15 protein-coding genes are annotated in these 12,534 nt (G+C 63.2%); 4 read left to right on the top strand and 11 right to left on the bottom strand.

Going from position 1 to position 12,534, the window contains the following annotated elements; translation table 11 throughout:
* Positions 1 to 17: 17 nt before the first annotated feature.
* The 6 genes from M5B96_RS08990 to M5B96_RS08965 all read right to left on the bottom strand — a co-directional run bounded on the left by M5B96_RS08990 (position 18) and on the right by M5B96_RS08965 (position 5,202).
* The gene (locus M5B96_RS08990) at positions 18 to 302 is read right to left on the bottom strand and encodes a hypothetical protein (protein WP_248796328.1); all 285 of its coding nucleotides are present in this window, start codon (positions 300 to 302) and stop codon (positions 18 to 20) included.
* A gap of 45 nt (positions 303 to 347) precedes the next feature.
* Positions 348 to 971 (bottom strand): potassium-transporting ATPase subunit KdpC, encoded by a 624-nt coding sequence (kdpC, locus tag M5B96_RS08985; RefSeq protein ID WP_248796327.1) that lies wholly within the window; start codon positions 969 to 971, stop codon positions 348 to 350.
* A 12-nt stretch (positions 972 to 983) separates the two neighbouring features.
* Positions 984 to 3,074 carry a potassium-transporting ATPase subunit KdpB gene (gene kdpB, locus M5B96_RS08980; RefSeq protein WP_248796326.1) on the bottom strand — a complete coding sequence of 697 codons (2,091 nt, stop codon included), beginning with the start codon at positions 3,072 to 3,074 and terminating at the stop codon, positions 984 to 986.
* 16 nt (positions 3,075 to 3,090) lie between these two features.
* Positions 3,091 to 4,818 carry a potassium-transporting ATPase subunit KdpA gene (gene kdpA / locus M5B96_RS08975; protein ID WP_248796325.1) on the bottom strand — a complete coding sequence of 576 codons (1,728 nt, stop codon included), beginning with the start codon at positions 4,816 to 4,818 and terminating at the stop codon, positions 3,091 to 3,093.
* 60 nt (positions 4,819 to 4,878) lie between these two features.
* Complete coding sequence (locus M5B96_RS08970) at positions 4,879 to 4,971, bottom strand: potassium-transporting ATPase subunit F (protein ID WP_248796324.1); 93 nt, start codon at positions 4,969 to 4,971, stop codon at positions 4,879 to 4,881.
* A gap of 84 nt (positions 4,972 to 5,055) precedes the next feature.
* On the bottom strand, positions 5,056 to 5,202 hold the full coding sequence (locus tag M5B96_RS08965) for a hypothetical protein (protein ID WP_164886179.1): 147 nt from the start codon (positions 5,200 to 5,202) through the stop codon (positions 5,056 to 5,058).
* A 127-nt stretch (positions 5,203 to 5,329) separates the two neighbouring features.
* Here M5B96_RS08965 and M5B96_RS08960 point away from each other — a divergent pair, with 127 nt between their 5' ends.
* Together M5B96_RS08960 and aroA are read left to right on the top strand one after the other, a co-directional pair.
* The gene (locus M5B96_RS08960) at positions 5,330 to 5,641 is read left to right on the top strand and encodes a hypothetical protein (RefSeq protein WP_248796323.1); all 312 of its coding nucleotides are present in this window, start codon (positions 5,330 to 5,332) and stop codon (positions 5,639 to 5,641) included.
* Between the two features lie 86 nt (positions 5,642 to 5,727).
* Positions 5,728 to 6,981, top strand: a complete 1,254-nt coding sequence (gene aroA / locus M5B96_RS08955) for a 3-phosphoshikimate 1-carboxyvinyltransferase (RefSeq protein ID WP_248796322.1) — start codon at positions 5,728 to 5,730, stop codon at positions 6,979 to 6,981.
* A gap of 9 nt (positions 6,982 to 6,990) precedes the next feature.
* On the opposite strand, the gene M5B96_RS08950 is transcribed toward aroA, so the two are convergent.
* Positions 6,991 to 7,641 (bottom strand): HAD family hydrolase, encoded by a 651-nt coding sequence (locus tag M5B96_RS08950; RefSeq protein ID WP_248796321.1) that lies wholly within the window; start codon positions 7,639 to 7,641, stop codon positions 6,991 to 6,993.
* Positions 7,642 to 7,743: 102 nt separating this feature from the next.
* Positions 7,744 to 8,529: an EAL domain-containing protein gene (locus tag M5B96_RS08945; RefSeq protein ID WP_248796320.1), complete on the bottom strand. Its 786-nt coding sequence runs from the start codon at positions 8,527 to 8,529 to the stop codon at positions 7,744 to 7,746.
* Positions 8,530 to 8,961: 432 nt separating this feature from the next.
* Between M5B96_RS08945 and M5B96_RS08940 the strand changes: the two genes are divergently transcribed.
* Both M5B96_RS08940 and M5B96_RS08935 read left to right on the top strand, forming a co-directional pair.
* Complete coding sequence (locus tag M5B96_RS08940) at positions 8,962 to 9,180, top strand: hypothetical protein (RefSeq protein ID WP_191487888.1); 219 nt, start codon at positions 8,962 to 8,964, stop codon at positions 9,178 to 9,180.
* A 164-nt stretch (positions 9,181 to 9,344) separates the two neighbouring features.
* Entirely contained in the window at positions 9,345 to 9,644 is a 300-nt protein-coding gene (locus tag M5B96_RS08935; protein ID WP_191487553.1) for a putative quinol monooxygenase, read from the top strand.
* 45 nt (positions 9,645 to 9,689) lie between these two features.
* Here the strand turns inward: M5B96_RS08935 and M5B96_RS08930 are convergent, their stop codons facing one another.
* From M5B96_RS08930 to M5B96_RS08920, 3 genes are read right to left on the bottom strand one after another with little or no spacing between them, the layout of a single operon-like run.
* Positions 9,690 to 10,463: a hypothetical protein gene (locus M5B96_RS08930; protein ID WP_248796319.1), complete on the bottom strand. Its 774-nt coding sequence runs from the start codon at positions 10,461 to 10,463 to the stop codon at positions 9,690 to 9,692.
* Complete coding sequence (locus tag M5B96_RS08925; protein WP_248796318.1) at positions 10,456 to 10,806, bottom strand: DUF2493 domain-containing protein; 351 nt, start codon at positions 10,804 to 10,806, stop codon at positions 10,456 to 10,458. Before M5B96_RS08925 ends, M5B96_RS08930 begins: the two co-directional genes overlap by 8 nt.
* On the bottom strand, positions 10,794 to 12,524 hold the full coding sequence (locus tag M5B96_RS08920) for a Na/Pi cotransporter family protein (RefSeq protein ID WP_248796317.1): 1,731 nt from the start codon (positions 12,522 to 12,524) through the stop codon (positions 10,794 to 10,796). Before M5B96_RS08920 ends, M5B96_RS08925 begins: the two co-directional genes overlap by 13 nt.
* Between the last annotated feature and the right edge of the window lie 10 nt (positions 12,525 to 12,534).

Below are 12,534 nucleotides of genomic sequence, written 5' to 3'. Positions count from 1 at the left end.
GGGTGGGGCAGTGATGCTTATCGGCAGCCGGTCAGGGTGACCTTGCAGGTTGCCGGCGTTCCGCCCGATTCAGCGGCGTAGCGCTGGCAGTTATCCATCGCTTTGACGCTGGCGGTTTTGACGCTAGGTCCCCAGGCCAATCCGCCATTTCCCTGTGTCGGGACTGCCTTGGCGTAGCAGGCGTAACCCTCCACCGGGGTTTGCGAGCGCCTCCCCGAACAGCCGGCAATCATTGAACAACCGATCGCCAGCATCAGCAGGCAGAACAGGGGCGGGACGCTTCGTGAAACCTGTACGTTCATGTCAATTGTCGCTGTCGCAGAGTAAGTCCCGCCTATTGTCCCGCCTTATTGATGCGCCGGATAGTCCCGTTGCAGAGCCTGGTTCAGGGCCAGCACGTTGACCCGCGATTCGCCGAACACCCCCAGCGCCGGGGCCTGGGTATTAGCCTGGACCAGCGCCAGCACATTATCCAGTGGTGCGCCGCGTTGTTGCGCCACGCGGGTGGCCTGCAAGGCGGCATTCGCCGGGCTGATGTCCGGGTCCAGGCCGGAGGCCGAGGTGGTCAGCATATCGGCGGGCAGGATCTGGCCGGCCAGTTCCGGCTGGGCCTGTTCCAGGGCATGCCGGTCGGCGCTGAGCCGATCGCCCAGGGCCTGGCTGGTCGGCCCGAGGTTGGAACCCGAGGAACTGGCGGCGTTATAGGGCGACGGCACGGTTTTCAGCGGATCCTTGGGATCGGTGTCGGTGGTGGCCGATGGCCGCCCGTGGAACCACTGCGGCGCATCCCATTGCTGGCCGATCAGCGCTGAACCTATGACCTGGCCCCCGGGGGTTTTCACCAGGCTGCCGTTGGCCTGGGCGGGAAACAGCAGTTGTCCGATCCCGGTGACGGCAAAGGGGTAGGCCAGGCCGCAGAGCACGAAGGTGACGGCGGTGACACGCAGGGCCGGTGACAAGAACTTGATCATGAGCAGATCCTCCTACAGGAACGGGGCCAGGCACAGGTCGATCAGTTTGATGCCGATAAAGGGCGCGATCAGCCCGCCGACGCCGTAGACCAGCAAGTTGCGGTAGAACATGGTTTCCGCGCTTTTGGGCATGAAGTTGACGCCGCGCAGGGCCAGGGGAATCAGCGCCGGAATGATCAGCGCGTTGAAGATCAGCGCCGAGAGGATCGCGCTTTGCGGTGTGGCCAGGTGCATCAGGTTCAACGCCGCCAGGCCCGGCAGGGCAACCATGAACAGCGCCGGCAGGATGGCGAAGTACTTGGCCACGTCGTTGGCGATGGAAAAGGTCGTCAGCGCCCCGCGGGTGATCAGCATGCGCTTGCCGATGGTGACCAGGTCCAGCAACTTGGTCGGGTCGGAGTCCAGGTCGATGATATTCGCTGCCTCCTTGGCCGGCATGGTCCCGGTGTACATGGCCAGGCCGACATCCGCCTGGGCCAGGGCCGGGGCGTCGTTGGTGCCGTCGCCGGTCATCGCCACCAGGTGCCCGGCCGCCTGCTCGCTACGGATCAGCTTGAGCTTGTCCTCGGGGGTGGCCTGGGCGACGAAATCGTCGAGCCCGGCCTGGGCGGCGATCACGCTGGCGGTGGTCGGGTTGTCGCCGGTGACCATCACCGTGCGGATGCCCATGGCGCGCAGTTGCGCGGCCCGCTCGCGGATCCCTGGCTTGAGCACGTCGGACAGGTTGATGATGCCCAGGATCCGCCCGTCGATAGCCACCGCCAGGGGCGTCGCGCCTTGCTGGCTGACGCCGAGGGCTAGGCGTTCGAGGTCGGCGGGAATCTCGCTGGCGTAGCTCTCCCTGACGTAGCTCACCAGTGAGTCCACCGCGCCCTTGCGCACCACGCGACCGTCGGCCAGATCGGAACCGCTCATGCGGGTTTGCGCCGAGAAGTCCATGCCCACGGCGTCTTCCAGCCGGCTTTCGTCCTGGATGCCCAGGCTCTTGGCATAGGCGGTGGTGGACTTGCCTTCCGGGGTGCTGTCGAACAGCGAGGCGAGGTAGGCCGCCTGTTGCAACTCCTGGCGGGTGACCCCCTTGACCGGCAGCAGTTCGGTGGCCTGGCGGTTGCCGATGGTGATGGTCCCGGTCTTGTCCAGCAGCAGGGTGTTGACGTCACCGGCGGCTTCCACCGCCTTGCCGGACATCGCCAGCATATTGAAGCGCAGCGTGCGGTCGATGCCGGCAATGCCGATGGCCGAGAGCAGGGCGCCGATGGTGGTGGGGATCAGTGCGACGATCAGGGCCACCAGGTCGGCGACGTTGATCTGCGCATTGAGGTAGCTCGCCACCGGGGCGATGGCGCTGACCACGATGACGAAGATCAGGGTCAGCACCGAGAGCAGCACCGTGAGGGCGATCTCGTTCGGGGTCTTCTGCCGTTTGGCGCCTTCCACCAGGCTGATCATGCGGTCGAGAAAGGTGTTGCCGGGCGAGGCGGTGACCAGGATCACCAGTGAGTCGGAGATCACCTTGGTACCACCGGTGACGGTGGAGTTGACGTCCGAGCCGGACTCCTTGATCACTGGCGCGGATTCGCCGGTGATCATCGACTCGTCGACATAGGCCGCGCCCTCCACCACTTCGCCGTCCATGGGAATCAGTTCGCCACGGTCGACCTTGACCAGGTCATCCTTGCGCAGCGAAGCGGCGGACACCACTTCCAGGTGGCCGTCGGCGAGCAGCCGCGTGGCATTGAGCTGCGTCGTGGTCTGGCGCAACGACGCGGCCTTGGCCTTGCCTCGGCCCTCGGCCATGGCTTCGGCGAGGTTGGCGAACCACACCGTGATGAACAGGATGAAGGTCACCACGCCGTTGTACAGCGAGGTGGCATTCGACGGCCCGAACAGCTGTGGGTTGAGGGTCAGCGCGGCGGTCACCAGGGTGCCGATCCAGACCACGAACATGACCGGGTTCTTGATCTGCACCCGTGGGTCGAACTTTTTCAGCGGTTCGACCAGGATCAGCCGCAGGCGCTCCTGCCGGTTGTCCGCGCGCGGCGTCTTGCGGGTCGCGACCGGGGTCGGCAGCGGGGCCAGTGGCAATGCTTTTTCAACTTTCATCTCAGTCTCCTCACCCTTAGAACAGCAAGTGCTTGTTCATGGCGAAAAACTCGGCGATCGGTCCCAGGACCAGCGCCGGCAGGAAGGTCAGTGCGCCGACGATGACGATCGTCGCCAGCCACCAGATGCCGAACATCGGGGTATCGGTGCGCAGGGTGCCTATGTTGGGTTGTTGAGTCGGCTTGGCGGCCAGCGAGCCGGCGACCGCCATCAGGAAGATGATCGAGGGATAACGACCGATCATGATCACGCAGGCAATGGCGATGTTGTACCAGGGTGTATTGGCGTTCAGACCACCAAAGGCCGAGCCGTTGTTGGCCGCGGCGGAGCTGAAGGCGTAGAGCACTTCCGAATAGCCATGCACCCCGGCGTTGCCCAGCGAGGCCACGCCATAGGGCATGACCATGGACCAGGCCGACGGCGCAAGGATCACCAGCGGGTGAATCAGCATGGCCAGCGAGACCAGGATGATTTCGCGTTTCTCGATCTTCTTGCCGAGGAATTCCGGGGTGCGCCCGACCATCAGGCCGGCGACGAAGATCCCGATCAGGCCGTAGATCAGGAAGTTCAGGAAGCCCACGCCCTTACCGCCGAAGACGCATTGCAGCATCATCTGTACCAGGGTCGATAGACCGCCCAGCGGGGTGAAGCTGTCGTGCATCGAGTTGATCGAGCCGGTGGTGAACGCCGTGGTGTAGGCGGCGTACAGTCCGCTCTGGGCGATGCCGAAGCGTACTTCCTTGCCTTCCATATTGCCGCCGGCCTGCAGGGCGCTGGCATGGGCATCGATACCCAACTGGCTGAGCAATGGTGTACCGGCCTGCTCGGGGATCACGCAGAGCAACAGGAAACCCACCAGCATCAAGGCCATGACGCTGTAGATCACCGCGCTCTGGCGGTGGTTCTTGATCATATGACCGAACATCACCACCAGCGCGGCGGGCAGGCTGGCCATCAACAGGATCAGTACGAAGTTGCTCAGGGCGCTGGGGTTCTGGAACGGATGCGCGGCATTGACGTTGAAGAAACCGCCGCCGTTGGTGCCGAGGTTTTCAATCGCTTCCTGGGCCGCGACCGGGCCCAGGGTCAGGGTCTGGTGGCCACCCTGGAGGGTGTCGGTCACCACGCTGGCATCCAGGGTCTGCGGTACGCCTTGCCAGATCAGGAACAGGCTCAGCACCAGCACCACCGGCAGCAGCACCCGGGTGGTGAAGCGGATCAGGTCGCGATAGAAGTTGCCGAGATTGGCGCCGCCGTCGGTGACCAGCAAGGCACGGATAAAGGCAATCGCCACCACGAAACCGGTCGCCGCCGAGGTGAACATCGGAAAGGTGATGGCCGCCATCTGGCTGAAGTTGGACAGGGTGCTTTCGCCGCCATAACTCTGCCAGTTGGTGTTGGTTATGAAGCTGATGGCGGTGTTGAACGCCTGCATCGGTTCCATGCCGGCGAAATGCTGCGGGTTGAGCGGCAGGACATTCTGGAAGATCAGCACCAGGTAGATGAGCAGGGCCATCACCAGGTTGGTCGCCAGCATGTGCAGGGTGTAGCTTTTCCAGTTCATCGCCTGGCTGCAGGCCTGTTTGCCGATCAGCCGGTAGAGCAGGTTGTCCAGCGGATCGATCAGCCGGTCGAGCAGGGTTTTCTGATCAGTCACCACCCTGGCCAGATAACGTCCCGCCACCAGGCTCAGGGCCAGTGTGGCGATCAAGGTAATGATGATTTGTAGCCAGAGGTGTGACATTGCATTAACTCCTGAATCAGCGGACTTTTCTGGCGTGCGCGATTGAGCAGAAACAGGCAGTCAGAACTTTTCCGGGTTGATAACGGCGTAGAACAGATAGATCACTACGCTGACCACCAGCGCCAGTAACAGATCAATGGCCATGTCGGGCATTCCTTCTCGGGGTGCTTGAGCGGGATGGCGGGCGAAGAACTCCCGCTGGATTGTTTGAACTCTATCGGCGAGCCGTTTCCAGAATCAGTTGCGGCTGTGTCGGTTCGGCAGGACGGGCTTGATATCCGGGGCTTTCGAGGGCGTGATGACGTTGTCGGCAAAGTAGACGACCAGCCCGCACAACAGATAGAAACCGATGATCGCTGCAAACAGGAGTGCGCTGAGTAACATGACGTTAGTCCTCGATACCTGTGGCGTTAGTGGGCACTTTCAATCGGCGTGACCGATCTTGGTGGGTACGCTTCCAGTATAAGTAGAGGGTTATTAGGCCCCGATAAGGCCTGCGTCTTTTTAGTGAATGGCGCTATCAATTTTCCGTAAAAAACTTGGCGAATTGATACTTGAGGTCCTGACGGACATCAAGGCTGTAAACAACGCATTCTGGCGGGAGAAACTCAACGATATCGTCGAGGCGATCTCGGTCCGCCAATGCGTGCGCCGAAGCGATTTCGGCCGTGGGGAAATCCGCCTGGCGCTGATCGGGGCCAAGGCCGGCGGGCTGCTGGATGTCCGCAATTTCGTCGATTATTTCACGGAGTACTTCGAGATTTCCCGGGCGACGCTTTACAACTACCTGAAAGCCATTGCCGCCGACGACGGAAACGGATGATCGAGTGGGCGCATTAATGGCATCATGGTGGACTGTCGAGGTGCACGAGCTTGTGCGCTTATCTTTCGAGCCTGGAGAGTTGATGAATGGCTGTGCAGCAAACCCTCACCGTGATCCCGCCGAACGCATCCCTGAACGGAAAGGTGACGCCGCCCGGTTCGAAGTCGATCACTAACCGGGCCTTGTTGCTCGCCGCCCTGGCCAAGGGCACCAGCTGCCTGTCCGGTGCACTGAAAAGCGATGACACCCGCCATATGTCCACCGCCCTGCGGCAGATGGGCGTGCAGATCGACGAACCGGACGAGACCACCTTCGTGGTCACCGGCAACGGCAAGCTGCAAGTGCCGGAACAAGCGCTGTTCCTCGGCAATGCCGGGACCGCGGTGCGCTTCCTGACCGCGGCGGTGACCACGGTGAATGGCCGGGTGGTGCTGGATGGCGACCACTATATGCGCAAGCGTCCGATCGGTCCGTTGCTCGAAGCCCTGCAGCGCGGTGGCCTGGACGTCGCCAGCGAGACCGGTTGCCCGCCGGTGATCGTGAACGGTCGCGGCGGCGTGCAGGCCAAGCGTTTCGAGATCGACGGCGGCCTGTCCAGCCAGTACGTGTCGGCCCTGCTGATGCTGGCGGCCTGCGGCGAGGCGCCGATCGAAGTGGCGTTGACCGGCAAGGACATCGGTGCCCGTGGCTACGTCGACCTGACCATTGCCTGCATGCAGGCCTTCGGAGCCCAGGTCGAGGTGCTGGACGAGACCCTCTGGCGGGTCGCCGCCACCGGCTACCGTGCCTGTGATTATCGGATCGAGCCGGACGCCTCGGCCGCCACCTACCTGTGGGCGGCGCAAGCCCTGACCGACGGCCATATCGACCTGGGCGTGGCCGGTGAAGACTTCACCCAGCCGGACGCCAAGGCGCTGGAAGTGATCCAGCAGTTCCCGCGCATGCCGGCGGTGATCAACGGCTCGCAGATGCAGGACGCCATCCCGACCCTGGCGGTGCTGGCGGCGTTCAATACCACCCCGGTGCGCTTCGTCGAGCTGGCGAACCTGCGGGTCAAGGAGTGCGATCGGGTCCAGGCGCTGTTCGATGGTCTCAACGGCATCCGTCCGGGGCTGGCGAGCGTGGAAGGCGACGACCTGCTGGTCGCCGCCGATCCGACCCTGGCCGGCACCCGCTGCGATGCCCTGATCGATACCCACTCCGACCATCGCATTGCCATGTGCTTCGCCCTGGCCGGCTTGAAAGTTGCGGGTATCCGCATCCAGGACCCCGATTGCGTGGCCAAGACCTACCCGGATTACTGGAAGGCCCTGGCTTCGCTGGGCGTCCGCTACGTCTGACGGCTGCGGTCAGGCCTGGACCAGCGCCAGGCCCTGATCGTTGATGTCGATGAGCACCTGCCGATAATCGGCCAGTACCCGGTGCGGGGTTTCCATCGGGTAGGCGTGGGTGGCGCTGATCACCACCACGCGGGCCTGCGCCGCTTCGCCAGCGCTAATGCCCGCCGGGGCATCTTCAAACACCAGGCAGTCTTGTGGCCGCACGCCCAGGCGCTGTGCCGCCAGCAGGTAGCAGTCGGGCGCCGGCTTGCCATGGGCGATGTCTTCGGCGGTGATCACCAGTGGCGGAAAATCCAGGCCGGCTGCGGCCATCCGGCGTTCGGCCAGGGCCCGTGGCGCCGAGGTGACAATCGCCCAGCGCTCCGGCGGCAGGCTGGCGAGAAAGGCTTTTGCCCCTTCGATGGCGATCACCCCTTCGACGTCGTCGATTTCGGCCTGGGTGATTGCCGCCGCTTCATGCTCGGGATCGACGCCCGGCAGGTTCTGGCGGCGCACGGTCTCGATACTGCGCACACCGTGAATGGTCTGCAGGAAGGCTTGCACATCGAGGCCATGGCGCTCTGCCCAGCGGGCCCAGACGCGCTCGGCGCTGGCGATGGAGTTGAGCAGGGTGCCATCCATATCGAATAGAAACGCCGCGAATCGCTGACCTTCAACCATCTCTGTTCTCCGCTGTCAGCCCTTGTCGCAGGGCAAAAGCAGCATGCTAGCACGGGCTTTTAGATTGTTTTTAGCCGTGCGCGGAGCAGGTCGGCGGCTTGTTCAAGCATCCTGGCGGTTGCCTGCCGGTTCGGTTGGCCATGTGATGCAGGGCAGGGCTTCGAACTGCGGGCGGGCGAACAGGTAGCCCTGGAAGAGTTCGACGCCCAGGCGGCGGAGCTGGAGATACTCCCCTTCGCTTTCGACGCCCTCGGCAATCACCCGCATGTCGAGAGATCGACACATATTCAGGATGTTTTCGACGATGACCAGTCTTACCCGGTCATCCTGGATATTCCGGATAAGCTCCATGTCCAGCTTGATGATGTCGGGTTGAAACTCGGCGAGAAAACAGAGCCCGGAATAACCTGCACCAAAGTCGTCAATGGCGGTCTTGAAGCCTTGTTTCCTGTATTCCAGCATAATTTGCTTGATATGCTGCTTATCGACCAGGTACTCGTTTTCGGTGACTTCGAAGATGATTCGGCTGGTCGGGAAGTTGAAGCGTTTTGCCGCCTCCAGCGTGGCACGGATGCAGGCCGCCGGCTGGTACACCGCATTGGGCAGGAAGTTGATACTGAGATAGCAAGGTATGGCGAGTCGAGCGGCCAATTCGACAGCTTTTACCCGGCATGCCTGATCGAAGGCATAACGATTGCTTGCAGAAACCCGGCTCAAAATACTTTGGGCGCCACTGCCGTCGAGTCCGCGGACCAGAGCTTCGTATGCAAATACCTGCCGTGTGCGGGCATCGACGATTGGCTGGAATGCCATGCTGAAGTCGAATTCGAGAGCGGTGCCTTCTTTACAGGCAAGACAGCCTCCGGATGAAGCTGGGGGAGTATCCATGGCGATTCGCTCGTGCTAATGAAAAAAGTAGGGCCGCGTCCGTGTCCGCCTATGCCCAGCCGCTTGAAGGGCGGGTAACAAGGGGCTCGCGCCGCTGTTGAGCAACGCTGGGCGGGAATCTTCGGCTTGAGACCGCACCCCAACACTCAGTGTGCTCAATGTGCACACTATTTGCTGCTGCGCAGAGCATAGTCCGGGAAATTCGACTTTTCCGACCCGTACGGGGCGATATCAATGATATTGCTTTGATGTCAGCCATGCGCTCTACGAGTCCCACCCCAAGGAAGTGGCCGCGCTGATCGAACAGGCGGCAAAACACGCGCTGGACGCCAGGTAATCGCAGCCCGCTCGCGCAAAGTGGAGGGGGCGGCAGGCATTGCCTACACTGGAATAGAAAGCCCGGATGGTCCGGGCTGCTGATGCGAGGTGCGTATGGATACTCAACCTGCTTCCCCGTTCACGGCGTTTGCGTATCAACGCGTCCACGCCATGCCCTGGCGCAAGGTGCCGATCCCGGATGAGGATCAAGAGCCGCTCAGTGAGAGCCCGAACACCGAAACCGATCACCCGGTGCCGCCGCAAACCTGGAAACACCCCGACGATGGCAAGAGCCTGTCGGAGCTGGACGAAGAACTGCCGCTCAAACCCTGAGACACACGGCCCGGCGCAAAGCCGGGCTGTGCTGTTCGTCCGTCGCTGCAAACCCCTCCCCAATCAACGCCGCGCCTGTGGCGAATGCACGTCCTTGACTTGAAGGCGCCGGTGCAAGGGCTCATGATCGCCGACGACTCCATCTCCCTTTTCCAGGAAATCCCATGAACCATGAAATTCGTGTCGTTGCCATTCTTCATGCCAAGCCGGGCAAGGCCGCGGAGCTGGAGCCCCATCTCAGGGCTTGCGTGATCCCGTCCCGCGCCGAAGCTGGCTGCCGTGAGTATGTCCTGCATGTCGATCAGGCCGATCCAGAGCGTTTTGTCTTCGTCGAGCGTTGGATCGACCATGACGCCATCGAACACCACCGCAACACCGCGCACTATCGGGTGATGGCCGCTGCGATCGGCGATTTGTTGAGCGAGCGCCAGGTCCTGCTGCTGGATGAGGTGCCCGGGCAGTAAGGCGGATGAACCTGGCGTGCACGTACCAGGTTCGCCAGCGGTCGTTTAGAAGCGCACAGTCGCCCCGGTGGTGAGCCAGCGGTCACGGTCGCCCGACAGGTGTTGACCGGCTACCAGGTCAATGTCGAGGTGTTTGCCAATATGCAGGCGCGGTCCGGCCTGCCAGCCCTGATCGCCATTTTGTTGGCCGAAACGCTCGGCCACCAGGGTCAGCGATTGCAGTACGTCGTATTCCACACCGCTGCCCCAGGTCAGGCCCTCGCCGGGCGCGCCGTCGTTGTGGGCATGGTACCAGCCGCCGCTGACGGTCAGGCGCAAGGCTTCGAACGGTGTGTAGGTCAGTGGCAGCGCGAGGTCGGCGCCGTCGAAGGCATGCCGGCGAGCCGTGGCGACATGGGCCTGGACCAGGACAGCGGCTTCGAGGCCCAGGTCTTCGCGAGTGAAAATCGAGGCCTTGAGGTGCGGGCTGAGCATCGTCGTGTGCTCGCCGTCGTCGCGGCTGCGGTTGATGTCGGCCCCCAGTTGCACGGAGGGCAGGCCGCTCGGCGCGCAGTCCGCCGACAGCACGGTTTCGCCGCTCGCGGCGTGGTGCCGGCCACTTTTGTACCAGGTGTCGACATTGCACTGCCCGGGGGCGTTGACCCCGCCGTCATCGACGACATACGAGCCGCCGGCCGCATGGGCCTTGGAGTAGAGCGAAAGCAGCAGGAAGCTGCCGAAGGTGGCACCGACAAAGACCACCGAGCGCTGCAGGGCGCGACGCTGGGCGGCGGGTAGGTGCTTAAGCAGGGAAGTGGAAGCCGTTGGTTTTTCAGTCATGCTTGATGCTCCTTATTTCGATATTCATGGCTTTGGCCTGGGCCACCAGTTCTTCGGTGTCGCTGCCGCCGGGAAAGGCAATGACCAGCTCCGGATCGCTGTCCATCAGCATGAACTGGTTGCGCCGGCGTTCAGCCTGCTTGCCGAAGAGCTGCCAATTGGAGGGATAGCGCACCAGGTGTGCGCCGTTTTCCCGGGCCCAATCCTCGATTTCGCTGCCGAGGAACTGGTTGCCGCCGTGGATCAGCACGCTGATCGCGCGGTACCGGTGATAGGCCTCCAGCACCTTTCGGCACATGGCGGTGTCCAGGTAATAGCGCCCGGCGCAGATCAGGACGCGCATGGGTAGTTATCCTTGTCGGTCAGTGTTGCGTCGTTGCGGTCAAGGCTGTGCAGCGGCCCTGGCGTCGACTCGTTCGCGCCCGCGGGCCGGGCTTCGAGGACACGTTCTCCCGCGCGTTCGAGCACCGGATAGGCCAGCGCCGCGATGTGGTGGTGTACCCGTCGGTAATCGCGCAGCACCCGCTGGAAAATATCCCCTGATTCGGCCCAGGTGCTCTTGTCGGCGCTGAGTTTGCGAAAGTGTTCGCGGCTGGCGCCGGCTTCCAGGCGACGAATCACTTCCTTGCGCTCCACCAGGCGGTGCGCTGTGACGATGTCTTCGCGCAGGAACACCGTGACCGCCAGGCTCAGGCTTTCGCGCAGTTCCTCGTGCAGCGGATAGATATGCCCCAGTTCGAACGCCGAGAAACATTCGCCACGGCGTCGGCGGCGCGCCGCCAACTGGGCGAGGTTGCTGGAGAGGATGTCGCCGGCGTGCTCCAGGTTGATCACGAACATGAGGATTTCCTGGGCGCGGTCGGCATCCTCGTCGCTCAGGCCGTCCTGGCCGATATCCGCCAGGTAGGCACGGATCGCCGCGCTGAGCAGGTCCAGGGACTGGTCGAGCTGGCGGATATCCTCGGCCGACACTTCGCCGGGTTTCTGGAACAGTTGCAGCACCCGGTCGAGCATCACCGCGAGCATGTCGGCGATGCGCAGGGCTTCGCGCACGGCGTTCGACAGGCCGATATTGGCCACTTCCAGGCCGGCCTCGTCGAGGTACTGCGGCATGCCCGGGTCGGCGGCCTGCTCCGGTGTCGGCAGCAGGCGTGTCAGCCCGTTGGCGAGCCAATCCAGCAGACCGATAAAGCCCAGGCCCAGGAGCAGGTTGAAGGCGATATGCAGGTAGACCACCAGATGGGCGGGGGCGATGGCGGTGTCGGCCAGGCTCTTGCCGAGTACCGTGGCAAACGGCAGCACCAGCAGCGCGCCGCACAGTCGCACCAGCAGGTTGCCCAGGGGCAGGCGCCGGGCAACCGGGGTCGTGGCATTCATCAGCGAGGGCAGGGCGCCACCGAGATTGACCCCGAGCACCAGGGCCAGGGTGGTGACCGGCGACATCAGCCCGGTACCGGCCAGGGAGGCGATCAACAGGATCACCGCGACGCTGGAGTGGCACATCCAGGTCAGCAGCAGCGCCACCAGCAGGGCGATCAACAGGTCGCCGTCGAGCCCTTGCATGATTACATGGAACAGCGGTGTGCTTTCCAGTTGCCCGAGTGCGGCACTCAGCAGGCTCAACGCCAGCAGCATCAGGCCCAGGCCGATGAGGGCGCAGCCAACGCTTTCATAGCGCGAGTCGTCGCGCAGGCGGAACACCACCAAGCCCGCCAGCAGTACCAGGGGGACGGCGATCGAGGTGTCGAAGCTGAGCAGTTGCACGACCAGGGTCGAGCCGATATTGGCCCCGAGCATCACCGCCAGCGCCGGGGCGAGGCTGAGGGTGCCGGCGGCGGTGAACGAGGTGGCCATCAGGCTCACCGCGGTGCTGCTTTGCAGTACGCTGGTGATGCCGATGCCGCAAAGCAGGCCCTTCCAGCGTTTATCGAGATTGCGGCCCAGGCCATTGCGCAGCTGGGTGCCGAAGCCGCGCAGCAGGGCGCTTGAAATCATGTGGGTGCCCCATAGCAACAGGGCTATGGCGCCAGCGAGGTGGATCAACAGAGCGGTTCCAGACATGAGGATTCTC

Source organism: Pseudomonas sp. MWU13-2105 (assembly GCF_023242315.1).
In the GTDB taxonomy this organism is placed as follows: domain Bacteria; phylum Pseudomonadota; class Gammaproteobacteria; order Pseudomonadales; family Pseudomonadaceae; genus Aquipseudomonas.
This window is presented reverse-complemented; position numbering and strand designations above follow the sequence as displayed.

Bases quoted from the DNA above. Each gene is read 5' to 3' on its own strand.
- kdpC (WP_248796327.1), bottom strand. From the start codon at position 971: ATGATCAAGTTCTTGTCACCGGCCCTGCGTGTCACCGCCGTCACCTTC.
- kdpB (WP_248796326.1), bottom strand. From the start codon at position 3,074: ATGAAAGTTGAAAAAGCATTGCCACTGGCCCCGCTGCCGACCCCGGTC.
- kdpA (WP_248796325.1), bottom strand. From the start codon at position 4,818: ATGTCACACCTCTGGCTACAAATCATCATTACCTTGATCGCCACACTG.
- M5B96_RS08965 (WP_164886179.1), bottom strand. From the start codon at position 5,202: ATGTTACTCAGCGCACTCCTGTTTGCAGCGATCATCGGTTTCTATCTG.
- M5B96_RS08930 (WP_248796319.1), bottom strand. From the start codon at position 10,463: ATGACTGAAAAACCAACGGCTTCCACTTCCCTGCTTAAGCACCTACCC.
- M5B96_RS08990 (WP_248796328.1), bottom strand. From the start codon at position 302: ATGAACGTACAGGTTTCACGAAGCGTCCCGCCCCTGTTCTGCCTGCTG.
- M5B96_RS08960 (WP_248796323.1), top strand. From the start codon at position 5,330: ATGGCGCTATCAATTTTCCGTAAAAAACTTGGCGAATTGATACTTGAG.
- M5B96_RS08945 (WP_248796320.1), bottom strand. From the start codon at position 8,529: ATGGATACTCCCCCAGCTTCATCCGGAGGCTGTCTTGCCTGTAAAGAA.
- M5B96_RS08920 (WP_248796317.1), bottom strand. From the start codon at position 12,524: ATGTCTGGAACCGCTCTGTTGATCCACCTCGCTGGCGCCATAGCCCTG.
- M5B96_RS08970 (WP_248796324.1), bottom strand. From the start codon at position 4,971: ATGCCCGACATGGCCATTGATCTGTTACTGGCGCTGGTGGTCAGCGTA.
- aroA (WP_248796322.1), top strand. From the start codon at position 5,728: ATGGCTGTGCAGCAAACCCTCACCGTGATCCCGCCGAACGCATCCCTG.
- M5B96_RS08950 (WP_248796321.1), bottom strand. From the start codon at position 7,641: ATGGTTGAAGGTCAGCGATTCGCGGCGTTTCTATTCGATATGGATGGC.
- M5B96_RS08935 (WP_191487553.1), top strand. From the start codon at position 9,345: ATGAACCATGAAATTCGTGTCGTTGCCATTCTTCATGCCAAGCCGGGC.
- M5B96_RS08925 (WP_248796318.1), bottom strand. From the start codon at position 10,806: ATGCGCGTCCTGATCTGCGCCGGGCGCTATTACCTGGACACCGCCATG.
- M5B96_RS08940 (WP_191487888.1), top strand. From the start codon at position 8,962: ATGGATACTCAACCTGCTTCCCCGTTCACGGCGTTTGCGTATCAACGC.